Raw genomic sequence first — 16827 nt, forward strand, 5'->3', positions numbered from 1 at the left:
CCACCAACAACCTCGAGCGCCAGAAGCAGGTCGCGTTCTCGAACAACATCTTCATCTACGGCATGTTGATGCTGGTGAAGAAGGATTCGGGCATCAAGGACTTCCCCGACCTGAAGGGCAAGACCGTGGTGACCACCGCCGGCACGACGGAAGACCGCATCCTGCAGAAGATGAATGGCGAGGCCAAGGACGCCGACAAGATGAACCTGATCCTCGCGAAGGATCACGGCCAGGCATTCCTGACGCTGGAATCGGGCCGCGCTGTGGCATTCGTGATGGATGAGCCGCTGTTGTACGGCGAGCGCACCAAGGCCAAGAACCAGGCCGACTGGGTGGTCACGGGCACCCCGCTGCAGACCGAAACCTACGCCTGCATGATGCGCAAGGACGATCCGGCGTTCAAGAAAGTGGCCGACGACGTGATTGCCGACCTGATGAAGTCGGGCAAGGCGAATGACCTGTACAAGAAGTGGTTCCTGTCGCCGATTCCGCCGAAGGGCCTGAACCTGAACTACCCGATGACGGCCGGCATGAAGGAGTTGTACGCGCGTCCGAACGACAAGGCGATCCAATAAGCCGCGTTGCCGTGCATCCAAAGAAAACGGGGAACAGTGTTCCCCGTTTTTTATTTGGCCGCCCGCTGCGTGAAGGTTCAGGCCGGTTCGCTCCACGGCGAACGGATGTCGGCCAGGAAGCGCTGCGCACGTGGATGTTGCGGGCGTTGGAAGAAATCTTCCGGCGTGGCGCGTTCCAGCACCTGACCCTGGTCCATGAACAGGACGCGGTCGGCCACCTCGCGCGCGAATCCCATTTCGTGTGTGACGCAGACCATGGTCATGCCGTCGCGGGCGAGGTCCTTCATGACCAGCAGCACCTCGTTCACCATCTCCGGGTCGAGCGCGGAGGTCGGCTCGTCGAACAGCATCACGGGCGGCTTCATGGCCAGGGCGCGCGCGATGGCCACGCGCTGCTGCTGGCCGCCCGACAGCTCGCCGGGGTAGGCGCCGGCCTTGTGGGGCAGGCCCACGCGTTCGAGCAGACGCATCGCAAAGTCCTTCGCTTCCTGTGGTGCCATGCGCTTGAGCTGCACCGGCGCCAGCGTGCAGTTCTGCATGACGGTCAGGTGCGGAAACAGGTTGAACTGCTGGAACACGAAGCCGATGCCGCTGCGCAGCACGTTGACGTCCACGCCCGGCGCATGCACTTCATGCCCGTTCACGACGATGCGGCCTTTCTGAATGGCTTCGAGCCGGTTCAGTGTGCGGATGAGCGTCGACTTGCCCGAGCCCGACGGTCCGCACACGACCACCACTTCGCCCTTGGCAACGGTTTCGTTGATGTCGACCAGCGCATGGTAATCGCCGTACCACTTGTCGACGTGTTCGATCGTGATCATGTTCATGGTTTGGACGGGGCGCTAGCTGCAAGGCGGCGCTCCAGATAAAACGCCACGCGCGTCAGGCTGAAGCACATGATGAAGTAGCTGATGCCGAGCAGGCCGTACACCTCGGCGGACTTGACCATCACGGCGGTGCTGATCTGCCCGGCCACGAACGACACCTCGGGCAGGCTGATGATGTAACCGAGCGAGGTCTCCTTGATGGTCGACACGAGCTGATTGACCAGCGACGGCAGCATGTTGCGCAGCGCCTGCGGCAGGATCACGCGGCGCATCGCCTGCATATACGACAGGCCGAGCGAGCGGGCGCTTTCCATCTGCCCGCGCGGCAACGCCTGGATGCCTGCACGCACGATCTCCGCCAGATATGCGCCGTCGAAGATCACCAGCGCGGTCAGCATGGTGCTGAACTGGTCCGTGCGCTGGCCGGTAACGGACGGGAGCAGGAAATACGCCCAGAAGATCACCATCAGCAGCGGCGTGCCGCGCACGACATAGACGAGCGCGGTGGCCGGCCAGCGCAGCGCGGCAATCGGGCTGACGCGGCACAGGCCCAGCAGGATGCCCACCGGCAGCGCGAGCACGAGGCCCGCGGATGCCAGCAGGAACGTCAGCGCCAACCCGCCCAGCGGCCCATTCGGGTACTGACCGATCAGGTAGTAGATACCGTAGGTTTGAATGAGATCGAGCATGGCTACAGCGTCCGGACGGGGTAGCGATGCTGATACCAGGCGGAGAACACCGTGATCGCGATCGAGATGGTCAGATAGGCCGCGGTGGCAAACGCAAACGCCTCAAAGCCGCGGAACGTGGCGGACTCCACCTGCTGCGCCTGGTACATCAATTCGGCCACGCCGATCACCATGGCAATGCTGGAGTTCTTCCACAGGTTCAACGTCTGGCTGACCAGCGGCGGAACCGTCACGCGCAGCGATTGCGGCAGCACCACCAGCCGCATGGCCTGCAGGAACGAGAGCCCGAGCGCGCGGCTGGCCTCAAGCTGTTCCTTCGGGATCGAGCGGATGCCGCTGCGGATGTCTTCCGCCATGTAGGCAGCCGTGTAGAGCACGAGCGCAATGACGGCGCTCGCGGCCTCGTAGTTCATGCTGTAGAGCCAGTCCCGGATGAACTCCGGCAGGATCTGCGGCGCACCGAAATACCAGAACAGCATGTGGGCGAGCAGCGGCACGTTGCGGATGGCTTCGACATAGGTCTGGCCGATGCCGCGCAATGGTGCAGCCGGCGACAGACGCAGCAGCGCCACCACGATGGCAAGCGGCAGCGCCAGCACGAAAGCCAGCACGGAAAGCTTGATCGACAGGAAGAAACCGCTGACGAGCCACTGGTGATACTGCCCCGAGAGCAGCATCGACAAATCAAAATGGGGCATGGAGATTCACCGCCCGGACGCAGTTCAGATACCGGTCCGGGCGGCCCGACCTTTAGCGATTAATCGATCTTGTCGGTAGAAATCTTGAAGGTGCGCTGCGGGAAGGCCATCTTCGTATTCGGGCCGAACCACTTGTCGAACAGCTTCTGCGCCTCGCCGCTCTTTTCCATGCCGAGCAGCACGTCGTCGACCTGCTTCTTGAAGGCGGGCTCGCCCTTGCGGATGCCCAGTGCCAGGTGTTCGGTCGACAGGTTTTGCGGCAGCAGCGCGTAATCCTTGGCCGCCGGGCCCATCTTGGCCATGTTGCCGATCAGCGTGGTTTCGTCGTTCACGTAGGCGACGCCCTTGCCTTGCTGCAGCGCCAGCAGCGCCTGCGGGCTGTTGTCGAACGAGACAACGTCGGCGTTCTTGATGGTCTTGGCAATGTTGGCTTCCATGGTGGAGCCCTTGACCGTCAGGAGCTTCTTGCCATCAAGCTGGGCGAGCGACGTGATGCCGCTGCTCTTCTTCACCATGGCCTTCTGGCCGGTGATGAAGGTCGACACCGAGAAGTCGATCTGCGCCTCGCGCTCCTTGTTGTGCGTGAGCGAGGCGGCCAGCAGGTCCACGCGGCCTTGCTGCAGTTCGGGCAGGCGGGCGGCCACGGCCAGTTGCTTGAGCACGGGCTTGACGCCCAGGCTCTTGGCGATGGCGTCGCACATGTCGACGTCGTAGCCGACGATCTCGCGGCTCATCGGGTCCTTCAGGAAGCTGAACGGCTCGTCGGTGCCGAGCACGCCGCAGACAAGTTCGCCCTTCTTCTTGATGTCGGAAACTTGATCAGCATGCGCGGTGGTGGCGACCAGGGTTGCCGCGGCCAGGATGGCGGCACCCGCAAATTGCGTCAGACGTCGGTTTGTTTTCATCGGATTTCCTCCTTGACGACTTCGGTGGTGAACAGTGTGCGAATCGAGTTCGGATCGGGGATCGCCCGCGAGCATACCGGCATATGCGCGCTTTGCATGCGCGCACTTCGGATAACCATATGACGGCGAGCGGAACGCCCAACTATAGTCCATGCCGATACGGCGCAGATGGCGGTTGGCAGGCAGGGCGGGGTGCAATGCACAGGCGGGATGTTTGGGTTGCCGGGGTTGGATGCGTGCAGCCCGGTAAGGCTGGCGCAGCAAGGCAGGGGCCCGGCAGACGTTGGATGAAATGGGACTTTGTCTGCCATTAATGACATGGCAGCCGACTGCACTCCATCAGGGGATTCCCGGGGCGGAACGTGGGCCTACAGCGCGCCGCAGATCGATTCGTTGATGGGCACGTCGCCCACGGTCTCGTGGTCGTTGCCGCGATAGCGGTAGACCAGGCTCAAGCCCAGGCGCGTGAGGATGCGCACGTCGCCGTTGTTGCAGATGTTCTTCTGCAGGATCGGCACGAAATTCAGCCGGAAGCCCTGCGATGCAGCCGAGTGCGCCGCGTAGTTGGTCAGCGTGATGACGAAGACGAGGTTCTTCTTCTGCGCCAGCGAGCATTGCGCCAAGGAGGTCTCGCGGTCGAGCGGGACAGGGGTGAAGCGGTTGATTTCGGCGCAGGCCTGGGCGAGGGCGCGGTCTGCATTGCGGGCGGGGCCCGTGAGGGCCGGCACGCCGGCGGCGGCCGTGCTGCGCCCCGTGGCGGCGCCTACCAGCATGCGGGCCAGTGGCGTCAGCTCCTGCATGGCGGTCGCCAGCGGCGTCGATTGTGCCCACACAGGGCTGGACAGCAAGGGCAGGGCAAGCGCCAGGATGCACGACGCATGCGCCCGGCGATGGCGGCCTTTCACATCCAGACCGGTGTGAATGGCGGTGTGTTGAGTCACAGACATCCTCTTTGCCCACGGAGCCACAATTTTATTGAAAAAACTGTCGGGATGCGAGGCGCGCAGCGCACCGGGCACTGCCGCTTTTAACTCAGATCAGGTGCGTACCCGCACCATGGCCGAAATGCGCTCGGCCGCCTGCTGCAGCGGACCGAGAAACTGCTTCGTCATCTGTTTGCCTGAAGTCCGGTTGGCCTGCCCGCTGATGTTCATGGCGGCGATGATATCGCCTGCACGATTGCGGATCGGCGCCGATAGCGAAATCAGCCCTTCCTCAAGCTCCTGGTCGACCAGCGCCCAACCCTGTTGGCGCACGCCGGCTATGACTTCCTTCAGTGCGTCGACGTCTGTAATGGTGCGCTGCGTGCGTGGGCGGCGGTCCGACTCACGCAGTGCGATGTCCAACTGATCCTCGGGCAGGCCCGACAGCAGCACGCGGCCCATCGACGTACAGAACGCCGGCAGGCGGCTGCCGACCGACAGGTTCAGCGCGATGATCTTCTGCGTGGGCACGCGCAGAACGTAGACGATTTCCGTCCCATCCAATACCGAGGCAGAGCAACTTTCGTGCACCGTCTGCACGAGCTCTTCCATCACCGGCTCGGCGAGGTTCCAGAACGGCATCGAGGTGAGGTAGGCGAACCCAAGGTCGAGGATCTTGGGCGTGAGGCGGAAAAGGCGGCCTTCAAAGCTGACATAGCCGAGGCTGACCAGCGTGAGGAGGATGCGCCGGGCGCCGGCGCGGGTCAGGCCCGTGGCCTCGGCGACTTCGGAAAGCGTCTGCTCCGGGCGTTCGGCGTTGAACGCGCGGATGACCGACAGCCCTCGCGCAAAGGACTGGACGTAGGAATCGCTGGGTTTTTCGGTGGGCAGTTCGGCGGCAGACATGCAAAGACAGGCAAAAGCGGTGCACTGGCCTCAAGACTACTGGCATTGCCCCGGTTTCGCCACTCGAACACTCGATCGGGATGCGTACGCCTTGACACGCTCGGGAGGTGAGGCGTAGATTCGTTCTTGGATCGAACGTTGGTTCTAACAGCGAACAAACGAGAGGCAAGGTAAGCCCGGGCCGGACAGCAAAGGCCTGTGTCGATCCGATCGTCAACAGGAGACTCGCAGGCCGCCCCGTTGCGGCTCGGCCATGTCCGGCCCCCGCGATGCTCCGCCCTGCGCCAGCCATCGAGAATGTGCGGCGCCCTTGCCGGAGAATGCACGTGATCAACAAGCTTTGTCCGTCTGTGGAGGCCGCTCTGGCCGATATCCCGGACGGTGCCACCATCATGATCGGCGGGTTCGGTGCCGCCGGCATGCCATCGGAACTCATCGACGGGCTGATCGCGCACGGCGCGCGTGAGCTGACCATCATCAACAACAACGCCGGCAACGGCGAGACGGGCCTGGCCGCGCTGCTCAAGGCGCGCCGCGTACGCAAGATCGTCTGCTCGTTCCCCCGCCAGGCCGATTCGTATGTATTCGATGCGCTCTACCGCGCCGGCGAGATCGAACTGGAGCTCGTGCCGCAAGGCAACCTGGCCGAGCGCATCCGCGCTGCAGGTGCCGGCATTGGTGGGTTTTTCTGCCCGACCGCCTACGGCACGCAATTGGCCGAAGGCAAGGAAACGCGCATCATCGACGGCAAGCCGTACGTGTTCGAGCTACCGCTGACAGCCGACTACGCCCTCATCAAGGCCCTGCGCGCTGACCGCTGGGGCAATCTCGTCTATCGCAAGACCGCACGCAACTTCGGGCCGGTGATGGCCATGGCGGCCAAGTGCACCATCGCGCAGGTCAGCGAGACGGTGGAACTGGGCGAGCTGGACCCCGAGCACATCGTCACGCCCGGCATTTTTGTGAAGCGCGTCGTGAAGCTCGTCTCCGCGCAACCCGCCAAGGAGGCCGCATGAGCGCCGAAACTACCGCCAAGATCCAGCGCTGGACGCGCGATCAGATCGCTGCCCGTGTGGCGCGTGATATTCCCGATGGGTCGATCGTCAACCTCGGCATCGGCCTGCCGACCCTGGTGGCGAACCAACTGCCGGCCGATCGCGAAATCATCCTGCACACCGAGAACGGCCTGCTCGGCATGGGCCCGGCGCCCGCTCCCGGGCAAGAAGACGAAGACCTCATCAACGCCGGCAAGCAGCCCGTCACCGTCAAGCCGGGTGCCTCGTTCTTCCATCACGCCGATTCGTTTGCCATGATGCGGGGCGGCCATCTCGACTATTGCGTGCTCGGTGCCTTCCAGGTGTCGGCCACGGGTGACTTGGCCAACTGGCACACCGGAGCACCGGATGCGATTCCCGCCGTGGGCGGCGCGATGGACCTGGCTATTGGTGCCAAGCGCGTCTTCGTCATGATGGAGCACCAGACCAAGCAGGGCGAAAGCAAGATCGTGCCGTCGTGCACGTACCCGCTGACGGGCATCGGCTGTGTCGATACCATCTACACCGACCTTGCCGTGATCGACATCACGCACGAGGGGCTGGTGGTGCGCGAGATGGCCGACGGCCTTGATTTCGATACGCTGCAGACGATGACGGCCGCGCCGTTGCGTCGTGCCTAGAACCATTGGAGACAGAACCATCATGACCGAAGCCTTTATCTGCGACGCCATCCGCACCCCCATCGGCCGATACGGCGGCAGCCTGTCCGCCGTGCGCGCGGATGACCTGGGTGCCGTGCCGCTCAAGGCGCTGATGGCGCGCAACCCGCAGGTCGACTGGTCAGCCATCGACGACGTGATCTTCGGCTGCGCCAACCAGGCGGGCGAAGACAACCGCAACGTGGCGCGCATGTCGTCGTTGCTGGCCGGGTTGCCCGACAGCGTGCCGGGCTCGACCATCAACCGCCTGTGCGGCTCGGGCATGGACGCCACCGGCACCGCCGCGCGTGCCATCCGCTCGGGCGAAACCGGGCTGATGATCGCGGGCGGCGTGGAAAGCATGAGCCGCGCGCCGTTCGTGATGGGCAAGGCGGCCACCGCCTTCTCGCGCGATGCTGCCATCTACGACACCACCATCGGCTGGCGCTTCATCAACCCGCTGATGAAGGCGCAATACGGTGTCGACTCGATGCCCGAGACCGCCGAGAACGTCGCCACCGACTACAAGATCAACCGCGAAGATCAAGACCGCTTCGCGCTGCGCAGCCAGGCGAGCGCCGCACGTGCGCAGGAAGACGGCACGCTGGCGCAGGAAATCACGCCGGTGACGATCCCGCAGAAGAAGGGCGATGCCATCGTCGTCAGCCGCGACGAGCATCCGCGCGCGACAACCATGGAAGCGCTCGCCAAGCTCAAAGGCGTGGTGCGTCCGGATGGCACGGTGACGGCCGGCAATGCGTCGGGCGTGAACGATGGCGCCTGCGCGCTCCTCCTTGCCAATGAAGAATCCGCCAAGCGCTTTGGCCTGACGCCGCGTGCGCGCATCGTCGGCATGGCCACGGCCGGCGTGCCGCCGCGCGTGATGGGCATTGGTCCGGCACCGGCGTCGCAAAAGCTGCTCAAGCAGCTGGGACTGACCATCGACCAGATGGATGTGATCGAGCTGAACGAGGCGTTTGCCGCGCAGGGCTTGGCCGTGACGCGACAACTGGGCCTGCGTGATGACGACCCGCGCGTCAACCCGAACGGCGGCGCCATCGCACTCGGTCACCCGCTCGGCATGAGCGCGCGCGCCTGGTGACCACGGCGATGTATCAGCTGCAACGCACCGGTGGGCGCTACGCGCTGTGCACCATGTGCATCGGCGTGGGTCAGGGCATTGCACTGGTCATCGAACGCGTTTGAGTTTGACACGGCCATGACCAGCGGACTGCTCGATCGCGCCTTCTCCACACCGGCCATGCTGGCGGTGTGGTCCGATGCCGCCACGGTGCGCGCGATGCTCGATGTGGAGGCCGCGCTGGCGCAGGCCGAAGGCGCGGTTGGCGTGATTCCGGCCGAAGCCGTGGCGCCGATTCGCGCGGTGTGCGCCAAGGCGACATTGGATCTGGACGCGCTCGGCAATGCCGCTGCCAGCGCAGGCAACCTGGCGATCCCGCTGGTCAAGCAACTGACTGCCGCTGTTGCACAGCACGATGAAAACGCCGCGCGCTACGTGCACTGGGGCGCCACCAGTCAGGACATCATCGATACCGGCTTGATGCTGCAGTGGCGGCAATCGGCCGCATTGCTCGAAGCGGATTTGCAAAAGCTGGCCGACGCGCTGGCTGCACTGGCGCAACGTCATCGCAATACGCCGATGGTGGCGCGCACGTGGTTGCAGCAGGCCCTGCCGACGACGTTCGGGCGCAAGGTTGGGGGCTGGCTGGAAGCGGTGCATCGCGCGCAGGATCGTTTTGCCGCGCTGCGCGCGCATGTGCCCGTGCTTCAGTTTGGCGGGGCGGCAGGCACGCTTGCCAGCTTGGGCGAACATGCACGCGCAGTCGCTCAAACGCTGGCGCACGAACTTGATCTGCCGCTGCCAGCACTCTCTTGGCACGGCGAGCAGGATCGAATCGCCGACATCGGTACGACGCTCGCGTTGCTGACCGGCACACTGGGCCATTTCGCGCGCGATCTCTCGCTGATGATGCAAACAGAGGTTGGCGAAGTTGCGGAGCCGTCCGGTGCCGGCAAGGGCGGTTCTTCCACCATGCCGCATAAGCGCAACCCGGTTGGCTGCGCGACGGTGCTGGCTGCGGCCACGCGCATGCCGGGTTTGGCCAGCACGCTGCTGGCCGCGCTACCGCAGGAGCACGAGCGCGCGCTCGGCGGTTGGCAGGCGCAGTGGGCGACGTTGCGCGAGATGGCCTGTCTCGCGGCGGGCGCGCTCGATCGCATGTGCGAGATCGTCGGAGGTTTGCAAGTCGACGCTGCTCGCATGCACGCAAATCTAGACCTTACGCACGGCCTGATTCTCGGTGAAGCCGTGATGCTGGCGCTGGGGGCGGATCTTGGGCGCCTGCAGGCGCACCATGTGGTCGAAGCTGCCAGCCGCAAAGCGGTACAAGAGAACAAGACGCTGCATGACGTACTGGCGCAGGATGCCGACGTTCTTCGCATCTGGGGTGCGACCGCGCCGCAACGGCTGAGCGCGCTGCTCGACCCCACTCATTACCTTGGCGATGCGGGCGCCGCTGTCGACCGCGTGCTCGCAGAGCATGCCCGCCGCCATTCCTGAAAACGCATTCCACGGAGACACCATGCCCTGGCTTGAACACGACAACGTCCGCCTGTATCACGAATTCGACGATGGGCCCGCCACGGGTAAGCCGGTGCTGGTGCTGTCGAACTCTCTCGGCACCAACCTCGGCATGTGGGAGCCGCAGCTCGACGCGTTGCGCCAGCACTTCCGCCTGCTGCGCTACGACCAGCGCGGCCACGGGCAATCGAGCGTGCCGGACGCGCCATTTGGCGTCGCGCAACTCGGCGGTGATGTGCTTGCGCTGCTCGACCACTACAACATTGAGCTGGCGCTGTTCTGCGGCCTGTCGATGGGCGGGCTGACCGGCCTGTGGCTGGCCGCGCATCACGGCGAGCGTTTCCCGCGCATGGTCGTGACGAACACCGCCGCGCTGATCGGCACGCAGCAAAGCTGGAATACGCGCATCGCGCAGGTCGAGCAGGGCGGGATGGCAAGCATTACGGAAACGGTGCTGGAGCGCTGGTTCACGCAGGGCTACCGCGATGCCAACGCCAGCCGCGTCGACATCGTCAAGGCGATGTTGCTGTCCACACCGGACGCCGGCTACAACGGCAACTGCGCGGCCATTCGCGATGCGGATTTGCGCGCGCAACTGCAGAACATCCGCGTGCCGATGCTGGTGATCGGCGGCACGCACGATATCTCCACGCCGGCTGCACAGACCAAGCTCATTGCCGACGGCGTGCCGGGCGCCCAGTACATCGAACTGTCTGCCGGCCACCTCGCCAACTGGGAGCAGGCTGACGGCTACACCGAAGCGCTGGTCAGCTTCTTGACGACCGGCGTGGCACGCGAGGTCGCCCATGGATGATCGCGAACGCTACGCTGCCGGCATGGAAGTGCGCCGCGCTGTGCTGGGCGATGCCCACGTCGACCGCGCCAACGCTGCCCAGACTGACCTCACCGCACCGTTTCAAGACCTCATCACACGGTACGCCTGGGGCGAAATCTGGACGCGCCCGGGCTTGCCGCGCCACACCCGCAGCCTGCTGACGATCGCCATGATGGTCGCCCTCGGCCGCGACGGCGAGTTGCGTTTGCACCTGCGCGCTGCCGCCAACAACGGTGTTACGCGCGACGAGATCCAGGAAACGCTCCTGCAGACCGCCATCTACTGCGGCGTGCCGGCTGCCAACCATGCCTTCCATCTCGCGCAGACGGTGTTTGCCGAGATGGATGCGGAGGGCGCTGCGAAGAAGTAACACCGCCGTCTCCGGAGAGACGCCACGCAACACACCGGGCAAACCGGCCGCCGAGCTGGAAAAAAAGCCCAAGGAGGAGACCCATGCTCAGCGCACTGGGTGTGTTGTTCGACGGGCTGGCCTACGGCAGCCTGCTATTCCTCATCAGCATCGGCCTGTCGGTCACGATGGGCTTGATGAACTTCATCAACCTCGCCCACGGGGCGTTCGCCATGGCGGGCGGCTATGTGTGCGTGGTGCTGATGAACCGCCTCGGCGTGCCGTTTCTGGCGACGCTGCCCATCGTTTTCCTTGTCACCGCAGCTATCGGTTTTGTGCTGGAGCGCACGCTGTATCGGCGGCTCTATCGCGCGAGCCCGCTCGATCAGGTGCTGTTCTCCATCGCGCTCGTTTTCATGGCGATGGCGGGGGCGACTTACGTGTGGGGCCCGTCGCAGCAACCGGTTGAACTGCCCGAGATGCTGCGCGGGCAATGGCGGGTTTTCGATAGCGGATTGGAAGTCGGGCGCTATCGCGTGTTCCTGATTGGCGTCGTGATTGCGCTGACGGCGCTGCTCGCGTGGCTGGTCGAGCGCACGCGCTTCGGCGCGCAGGTGAGGGCGTCCGTGGACAACCAGCAGGCATCTGCAGGGCTGGGCATCAACGTGAGCCTGGTGTTTTCCGTCACGTTCGCGCTGGGCTCGGGGTTGGCAGGGCTGGGCGGCGGATTGGGCATCGACGTGCTCGGGATCGACCCGGCCTTCCCGATCAAATACATGGTGTACTTCCTGCTCGTGGTGGCAGTCGGCGGCGCCGGTTCCATCAAGGGCACATTGCTGGCGGCGCTTGTGCTCGGCGTGTTCGACGTAGCCGGCAAGTACTACGTGCCCGATGTGGGCGCGTTCGTCATCTACGGGTTGATGGTCGTGCTGCTCGTGCTGTTCCCGAGCGGTTTGCTGGGGAGGCGCGCATGAGTGTGCTGCAGCAGTTGAGGCGGTCAGCCCGGCCTGTTGAGGGCTCCGCCGCACATGGGTTGCCGGAAGCACGGTGGTCACCGTTCGAGATCGCGTTCTGGTGCGTGCCGATTGCGGTGTTCTTTCTTCTTCCCGATTACCTTGTCTTCGGCAGCCAGGTGCTGATCGTCGGGCTGTTTGCGTTGTCGCTCGATCTGGTGCTCGGCTATGCGGGCATCGTGTCGTTGGGGCATGCAGGCTTCTTCGGGCTTGGCGCCTACACCGCCGGACTGCTCGCGGCGCATGGCTGGGGTGAACCGCTCAGCGGTCTGGCTGTTGGTGCTGTCGTGGCTGCGCTGGCCGGCTTCTGTGTGAGTTTTCTCGTCGTGCGCGGCCAGGATCTGACGCGGCTGATGGTCACGCTCGGCATCGGCCTGATGCTGTATGAAGCGGCCAACAAGATGGCGTTTCTCACGGGCGGTGTTGATGGCCTTTCCGGTGTGACGATGCGCAACCTGCTCGGCACGTTCGAGTTCGACCTGGAGGGGCGCACGGCTTACGTCTACAGCCTGGCCGTGCTGTTTCTGGTGTTTGTAGGGTTGCGTCGCCTGGTGCGCTCGCCGTTCGGGTTGTCGCTGCGCGGCATTCAGCAAGGGCCGAAGCGCATGCCGGCCATCGGCGCGAATGTTCGCATGCGGCTGGTGGCCGCGTTTACCGTGAGTGCGGCGATTGCCGGTGTTGCAGGCGCCTTGCTCGCGCAGACGACGCAATTTGTCGGATTGGATTCGCTGGGCTTCTCGCGTTCGGCAGAGTTGCTGATCATGCTCGTGCTGGGCGGTGCCGGGCGGTTGTACGGCGCGCTGATCGGCGCCGCGGTGTTCATGATTGCGCAGGACGTGTTGGCCGGCATCAATCCTGTCTATTGGCAGTTCTGGATCGGCCTGCTGCTGATGGTGATCGTGCTGTTTGCGCGCGGCGGCATTCTCGGCGGGTTGGAGGCTGCCGTATCCGCAGTCAAGGCGCTTGGTGCTCGCAAGGGAGGTGCGTCATGACTGCGCCCACGATGCATCCTCCGCCCACATTGAGCACGCGCGGCCTGTCCCGGCGCTGGGGCGGCTTTCACGCCAATTCCGATATCTCGCTGTCTTTTGCGCCCGGCGCGCGCCACGCGTTGATCGGCCCGAACGGCGCGGGCAAGACGACCTTCATCAATCTGCTCACCGGCACGCTCGCACCCACGGCGGGCCAGGTGCTGCTGGACGATGAAGACATCACCCGGTTGCCCGCGCACCAGCGCGTCAAGCGCGGCATCACGCGCACATTCCAGATCAACACGTTGTTTCCGGGATTGACGGTGCTGGAATCGGTGATGCTCGCCATCTTCGAGCGCACGGGCGCGTCGTGGCATTGGCACCGTACCGTCGCATCTCACAAGGATGCCCGCGACGAAGCGATGGCATTGCTGTGCCGCCTGCAACTCGGCGCCGACGCGCTGTCGCCCACGCATGCCTTGCCTTACGGCAAACAGCGTCTGGTGGAAATCGCCCTGGCGCTCGCGACGCATCCGCGCATCCTGCTCCTCGACGAGCCTGCCGCCGGCATCCCGAGCGGACAAAGTACCGAACTGTTCGAGGTCATCGCCAGCTTGCCACGCGACATCACGATCCTCTTCATCGAGCACGACATGAACCTCGTGTTCCGCTTTGCCGAGCGCATCAGCGTGTTGGTCGCCGGGCGCGTGCTGACCGAAGGCACGCCGCAGGAGATCGCCGCCGACCCGCGGGTGCGTGAGGTCTACCTGGGGGAGGCTGAGCATGCGTGAACTGTTGTCGTTCGAACATGTGACCGCCGGCTACGGCAATGCAGTCGTGCTGGATGATGTGTCGTTCGCCTTGGAGACCGGCGGCAGCCTCGCGCTGCTGGGTCGCAACGGTGTCGGCAAGACCACGCTGCTCGCCACGCTGATGGGCTTTACGCGCCTGCACGGTGGGCGTATCCGCTGGCAAGGCGCGGATATCGCCAAGGTGCCGCCGCACCGGCGTGCCCGTGCGGGGCTCGGCTGGGTGCCGCAGGAGCGATGGATGTTTCCGTCGCTGACGGTGGAAGAGCATCTGACCGCCGTGGCGCGACCCGGCGCCTGGGATGTGGCGCGCGTCTACAAGACGTTTCCGCGTTTGCAGGAGCGGCGCCGCAATCTCGGCAATCAGCTGTCGGGCGGGGAGCAGCAAATGGTCGCCATCGCCCGCGCGCTGATGACGAATCCCGCGCTGCTGCTATTGGATGAACCGATGGAAGGCCTCGCGCCGATCATCGTGCAGGAGCTTGGCCGCGCCATCCGCGCGCTCGTTGAGGAGGGCGGCATGGCCGTGATCGTGGTGGAGCAGCATGCGCGTCTGGCGCTGCAACTCACGCAGCGCGCGGTGGTGCTCGATCGAGGCCGGATCGTGCACGCATCCGCCAGCGCCGATCTGCTGGCCGATGCGCCGTTGCTGCAACGGCTCGTGGCGGTTGCGTAGTGCTTATTTGCCCGGGTCCTTCACGTCGGCAAACTTGTCGAACTCGACGTTGTACAGCTCGTTGCCGACTTTCTCCACCTTGCGGATGTAGACGGTCTGCACCACGTCGCGCGTGGCCGGGTCGATGGTGATCGGCCGCGCGGGCTGTCGATCTTCATGCCCTTGAAGGCGGACATGGCCTTCTCGCCGTCGATCTTGCCGCCGAGCTTGTTGATCACGTTGTAGATCGCGCCGATGCCGTCATACGCGGCCACCGCCATGAAGTTCGGGCGGCCGGCGCCCGGGTTCGCCTCGGCGAAGGCCTTCAGGAAGGCTTTGTTCTGCGGCGAGTCGTGCGCGGCCGAGTAGTGGAACGACGTGATGACGCCCAGCGTCGAGTCGCCCATCGCGGGCAGCACGTGGTCGTCGGTCAGATCGCCTGTCGCGATGACCTTGATCCCGGCCTGCGCCAGCCCGCGCTCGCGGAAGCCTTTCATGAATGCCACACCTTGCTCGCCGGCCGGCAGGAAGACGAACACGGCTTGCGGCTTGGCATCTTTCACGCGCTGGATGAACGGCGCGAATTCAGGATTGCGCAGCGGCACGCGCACCGCTTCCATGATCTGGCCGCCGCCCGCCGTGAACGTCTGCTTGAATGCGTTCTCCGCATCGACGCCGGGCGCGTAATCGGCCACCACGGTGGCCACCTGCTTGATGCCGTTCTTCAGCGCCCACGAGGCGATCGGCGTGGAGACCTGCGGCAGCGTCATCGACACACGCGTCACATAGTCCGACTTGGTCGTGATCGACGACGACGCTGCATTGAAGATCACCATCGGCTTCTTGGCCTGCTGCGCGATGGGCGCCACAGCCAGCGCTTCGGGCGTCAGGCCGAAGCCCGCGAGGAAATCCGCCTTGTCGCGCACCACCAGTTCCTGTGCGAGCCGCTTGGCCACGTCCGGCACGGGGCCGGTCGTGTCCTTTACGATGATCTGCACCTGACGCCCACCGGCGGTCGTGCCGTGCAGCTTCTGATACGCCTTGATGCCGTCTTCCATCTGCTTGCCATAGTCGGCAAACGGGCCTGAGAAAGGCGCGATCAGGCCAATCTTGATCGGCTCTTCCGCAAAGGCGGGCAGGCCGATCGTGAGCGCACCGGCAACGGCGGTGAGCAGCAGCACACGACGTTTCATGAAGGTCTCCAAAGGTTGATTGGCAAGCGTGAGCCGAGAGACACCGCAACGGCGTCGCCTGCGCGTGCCAGCGATCCTAAAGGCTCCGTGTTCGCAATGCAATCGAGTGTTCGGATTGTGAACGCCGACCGGTCGCGCGATTACTTCGTGTTCTTGCGTTTGGCGGGTTGATGGCCGGGCTCGCGCCATTCATCCGCCTCGTCGTTGAATAGCGTCGACACCAGGGCGCGAAACCACTGGCTGCGCGCGTCGTTGTGAAACTTCCGATGCCAATGCTGCTTGAGATCGAAGCTCGGCAGCTCCAGCGGGGGCTCCATCACGCAGATGTTGGCGTGCGATTGCATGAACGACAGCCCCACGGCGTGCGGCACCGTCGCAATCAAATCCGTGCGTGCGAGGATGAACGGGATGCTCATGAAATGCGGCGTGAGCAGCGCAGGGGTGCGGCGGATGCGCTTGCGTTCAAGGAAGCGCTCGTACAGTTCCTGGCTACGCCCCTCAGCGCGCACCACGGCGTGCCCGTATTCCAGAAACTGCGCCATCGACAACTTTTTGTTGCCGCCGCGCGTGACGGGGTGATCGGCCCGCACGATGCAGGTGAAGTAGTGCGTGAACAGCCGCTGCTGGAAGAAGTTGTTCTTCTTCAGGTCGGGGAAGTAACCCACCGCAAGGTCGAGCGAACCGGTCTCCAGCGCGCGTTCGAGCTGCGCTGGAGGCAACGATACGGATTGTATGGACGCGTGCGGCGCCTGCCGCGCCATCGCCTCGACAATGCGCGGCAGGAAGACCATTTCACCCACGTCCGACAGCGAGATCGAGAACGTGTGCGTGGTCGTGGCCGGATCGAACGCGCCGGTCTCCAGAATGCCTTCCCGCACACGGGCCAGGACGTCGCGCGCTGCAGGAATGAGCGCCAGCGCCCGCGGCGTCGGCTCCATGCCGCGCGAGGTGCGTACGAACAACGGGTCGTCGAACGCAGTGCGCAGCTTGCCCAACGCAGTGCTCACGCCCGGCTGGCTCATCCCGAGCTGCTGCGCCGCCATGCTCACACTGCGCGCGTCATGCAACGCCAGCAGGATCGGCAACAGGTTCAGATCAAAGTCGGGCAGCGTAGACATGGCGATGGATTATCTGAATCAGCAATAGAGTTTATCGCCAATATTGCATTGTGCGATATCAAGGTG

Annotated in this window: 18 protein-coding genes and 1 pseudogene; 11 read left to right on the forward strand and 8 right to left on the reverse strand. The window is 64.5% G+C overall.

What is annotated here, in order from left to right:
* Nucleotides 1-575: transporter substrate-binding domain-containing protein (locus FUT88_RS20860; protein ID WP_147217974.1), on the forward strand; the 575-nt coding region annotated here is incomplete at its 5' end.
* A gap of 77 nt (nt 576-652) precedes the next feature.
* Here the strand turns inward: FUT88_RS20860 and FUT88_RS20865 are convergent.
* From FUT88_RS20865 to FUT88_RS20890, 6 genes are all read right to left on the reverse strand, one after another.
* Entirely contained in the window at nt 653-1402 is a 750-nt protein-coding gene (locus FUT88_RS20865; protein ID WP_024975122.1) for an amino acid ABC transporter ATP-binding protein, read from the reverse strand.
* Nucleotides 1399-2091: an amino acid ABC transporter permease gene (locus FUT88_RS20870; protein WP_147214038.1), complete on the reverse strand. Its 693-nt coding sequence runs from the start codon at nt 2089-2091 to the stop codon at nt 1399-1401. The genes FUT88_RS20865 and FUT88_RS20870 overlap by 4 nt, the downstream gene beginning before the upstream one ends.
* Before the next feature lie 2 nt (nt 2092-2093).
* Nucleotides 2094-2789: an amino acid ABC transporter permease gene (locus tag FUT88_RS20875; protein ID WP_147214037.1), complete on the reverse strand. Its 696-nt coding sequence runs from the start codon at nt 2787-2789 to the stop codon at nt 2094-2096.
* 59 nt (nt 2790-2848) lie between these two features.
* The gene (locus FUT88_RS20880) at nt 2849-3694 is read right to left on the reverse strand and encodes an ABC transporter substrate-binding protein (RefSeq protein WP_147217977.1); all 846 of its coding nucleotides are present in this window, start codon (nt 3692-3694) and stop codon (nt 2849-2851) included.
* A 368-nt stretch (nt 3695-4062) separates the two neighbouring features.
* A complete protein-coding gene (locus tag FUT88_RS20885; RefSeq protein WP_147217979.1) occupies nt 4063-4641 on the reverse strand; it encodes a hypothetical protein in 579 nt (192 codons plus the stop codon).
* Between the two features lie 90 nt (nt 4642-4731).
* On the reverse strand, nt 4732-5523 hold the full coding sequence (locus FUT88_RS20890) for an IclR family transcriptional regulator (RefSeq protein ID WP_147217981.1): 792 nt from the start codon (nt 5521-5523) through the stop codon (nt 4732-4734).
* Between the two features lie 326 nt (nt 5524-5849).
* Here FUT88_RS20890 and FUT88_RS20895 point away from each other — a divergent pair, with 326 nt between their 5' ends.
* The 10 genes and pseudogenes from FUT88_RS20895 to FUT88_RS20940 all read left to right on the forward strand — a co-directional run bounded on the left by FUT88_RS20895 (nt 5850) and on the right by FUT88_RS20940 (nt 14471).
* A complete protein-coding gene (locus FUT88_RS20895; RefSeq protein WP_147217983.1) occupies nt 5850-6539 on the forward strand; it encodes a 3-oxoacid CoA-transferase subunit A in 690 nt (229 codons plus the stop codon).
* A complete protein-coding gene (locus FUT88_RS20900) occupies nt 6536-7198 on the forward strand; it encodes a CoA transferase subunit B (protein ID WP_147217984.1) in 663 nt (220 codons plus the stop codon). Before FUT88_RS20895 ends, FUT88_RS20900 begins: the two co-directional genes overlap by 4 nt.
* Before the next feature lie 22 nt (nt 7199-7220).
* Nucleotides 7221-8422 (forward strand): annotated as a pseudogene (gene pcaF, locus FUT88_RS20905) (3-oxoadipyl-CoA thiolase).
* Nucleotides 8423-8435: 13 nt separating this feature from the next.
* Nucleotides 8436-9797, forward strand: coding sequence for a 3-carboxy-cis,cis-muconate cycloisomerase (locus FUT88_RS20910; protein WP_147217986.1), 1362 nt, complete (start codon nt 8436-8438; stop codon nt 9795-9797).
* A gap of 22 nt (nt 9798-9819) precedes the next feature.
* Entirely contained in the window at nt 9820-10632 is an 813-nt protein-coding gene (gene pcaD, locus FUT88_RS20915; RefSeq protein ID WP_147217987.1) for a 3-oxoadipate enol-lactonase, read from the forward strand.
* The gene (gene pcaC / locus FUT88_RS20920; protein WP_027680879.1) at nt 10625-11023 is read left to right on the forward strand and encodes a 4-carboxymuconolactone decarboxylase; all 399 of its coding nucleotides are present in this window, start codon (nt 10625-10627) and stop codon (nt 11021-11023) included. The genes pcaD and pcaC overlap by 8 nt, the downstream gene beginning before the upstream one ends.
* 83 nt (nt 11024-11106) lie before the next feature.
* Nucleotides 11107-11976: a branched-chain amino acid ABC transporter permease gene (locus FUT88_RS20925; RefSeq protein WP_147217989.1), complete on the forward strand. Its 870-nt coding sequence runs from the start codon at nt 11107-11109 to the stop codon at nt 11974-11976.
* Nucleotides 11973-13007 carry a branched-chain amino acid ABC transporter permease gene (locus FUT88_RS20930; protein ID WP_147217991.1) on the forward strand — a complete coding sequence of 345 codons (1035 nt, stop codon included), beginning with the start codon at nt 11973-11975 and terminating at the stop codon, nt 13005-13007. The genes FUT88_RS20925 and FUT88_RS20930 overlap by 4 nt, the downstream gene beginning before the upstream one ends.
* Nucleotides 13004-13777, forward strand: a complete 774-nt coding sequence (locus FUT88_RS20935) for an ABC transporter ATP-binding protein (RefSeq protein WP_147217993.1) — start codon at nt 13004-13006, stop codon at nt 13775-13777. Before FUT88_RS20930 ends, FUT88_RS20935 begins: the two co-directional genes overlap by 4 nt.
* Complete coding sequence (locus FUT88_RS20940; protein WP_147217995.1) at nt 13770-14471, forward strand: ABC transporter ATP-binding protein; 702 nt, start codon at nt 13770-13772, stop codon at nt 14469-14471. The genes FUT88_RS20935 and FUT88_RS20940 overlap by 8 nt, the downstream gene beginning before the upstream one ends.
* Before the next feature lie 20 nt (nt 14472-14491).
* Here FUT88_RS20940 and FUT88_RS20945 read toward each other — a convergent pair whose 3' ends face one another.
* Both FUT88_RS20945 and FUT88_RS20950 read right to left on the reverse strand, forming a co-directional pair.
* Nucleotides 14492-15643 carry an ABC transporter substrate-binding protein gene (locus FUT88_RS20945; RefSeq protein ID WP_261797238.1) on the reverse strand — a complete coding sequence of 384 codons (1152 nt, stop codon included), beginning with the start codon at nt 15641-15643 and terminating at the stop codon, nt 14492-14494.
* Nucleotides 15644-15783: 140 nt separating this feature from the next.
* The gene (locus tag FUT88_RS20950) at nt 15784-16761 is read right to left on the reverse strand and encodes a LysR family transcriptional regulator (protein WP_147217996.1); all 978 of its coding nucleotides are present in this window, start codon (nt 16759-16761) and stop codon (nt 15784-15786) included.
* Between the last annotated feature and the right edge of the window lie 66 nt (nt 16762-16827).

The organism is Ralstonia sp. TCR112, assembly GCF_007997035.1.
In the GTDB taxonomy this organism is placed as follows: Bacteria; Pseudomonadota; Gammaproteobacteria; order Burkholderiales; family Burkholderiaceae; genus Ralstonia; species Ralstonia edaphi.

Coding starts and splice junctions, on each gene's coding strand:
- FUT88_RS20890 (WP_147217981.1), bottom strand. CDS start 5,523: ATGTCTGCCGCCGAACTGCCCACCGAAAAACCCAGCGATTCCTACGTC.
- pcaD (WP_147217987.1), top strand. CDS start 9,820: ATGCCCTGGCTTGAACACGACAACGTCCGCCTGTATCACGAATTCGAC.
- FUT88_RS20870 (WP_147214038.1), bottom strand. CDS start 2,091: ATGCTCGATCTCATTCAAACCTACGGTATCTACTACCTGATCGGTCAG.
- pcaC (WP_027680879.1), top strand. CDS start 10,625: ATGGATGATCGCGAACGCTACGCTGCCGGCATGGAAGTGCGCCGCGCT.
- FUT88_RS20925 (WP_147217989.1), top strand. CDS start 11,107: ATGCTCAGCGCACTGGGTGTGTTGTTCGACGGGCTGGCCTACGGCAGC.
- FUT88_RS20940 (WP_147217995.1), top strand. CDS start 13,770: ATGCGTGAACTGTTGTCGTTCGAACATGTGACCGCCGGCTACGGCAAT.
- FUT88_RS20885 (WP_147217979.1), bottom strand. CDS start 4,641: ATGTCTGTGACTCAACACACCGCCATTCACACCGGTCTGGATGTGAAA.
- FUT88_RS20865 (WP_024975122.1), bottom strand. CDS start 1,402: ATGAACATGATCACGATCGAACACGTCGACAAGTGGTACGGCGATTAC.
- FUT88_RS20945 (WP_261797238.1), bottom strand. CDS start 15,643: ATGAAACGTCGTGTGCTGCTGCTCACCGCCGTTGCCGGTGCGCTCACG.
- FUT88_RS20900 (WP_147217984.1), top strand. CDS start 6,536: ATGAGCGCCGAAACTACCGCCAAGATCCAGCGCTGGACGCGCGATCAG.
- FUT88_RS20935 (WP_147217993.1), top strand. CDS start 13,004: ATGACTGCGCCCACGATGCATCCTCCGCCCACATTGAGCACGCGCGGC.
- FUT88_RS20880 (WP_147217977.1), bottom strand. CDS start 3,694: ATGAAAACAAACCGACGTCTGACGCAATTTGCGGGTGCCGCCATCCTG.
- FUT88_RS20930 (WP_147217991.1), top strand. CDS start 11,973: ATGAGTGTGCTGCAGCAGTTGAGGCGGTCAGCCCGGCCTGTTGAGGGC.
- FUT88_RS20875 (WP_147214037.1), bottom strand. CDS start 2,789: ATGCCCCATTTTGATTTGTCGATGCTGCTCTCGGGGCAGTATCACCAG.
- FUT88_RS20910 (WP_147217986.1), top strand. CDS start 8,436: ATGACCAGCGGACTGCTCGATCGCGCCTTCTCCACACCGGCCATGCTG.
- FUT88_RS20950 (WP_147217996.1), bottom strand. CDS start 16,761: ATGTCTACGCTGCCCGACTTTGATCTGAACCTGTTGCCGATCCTGCTG.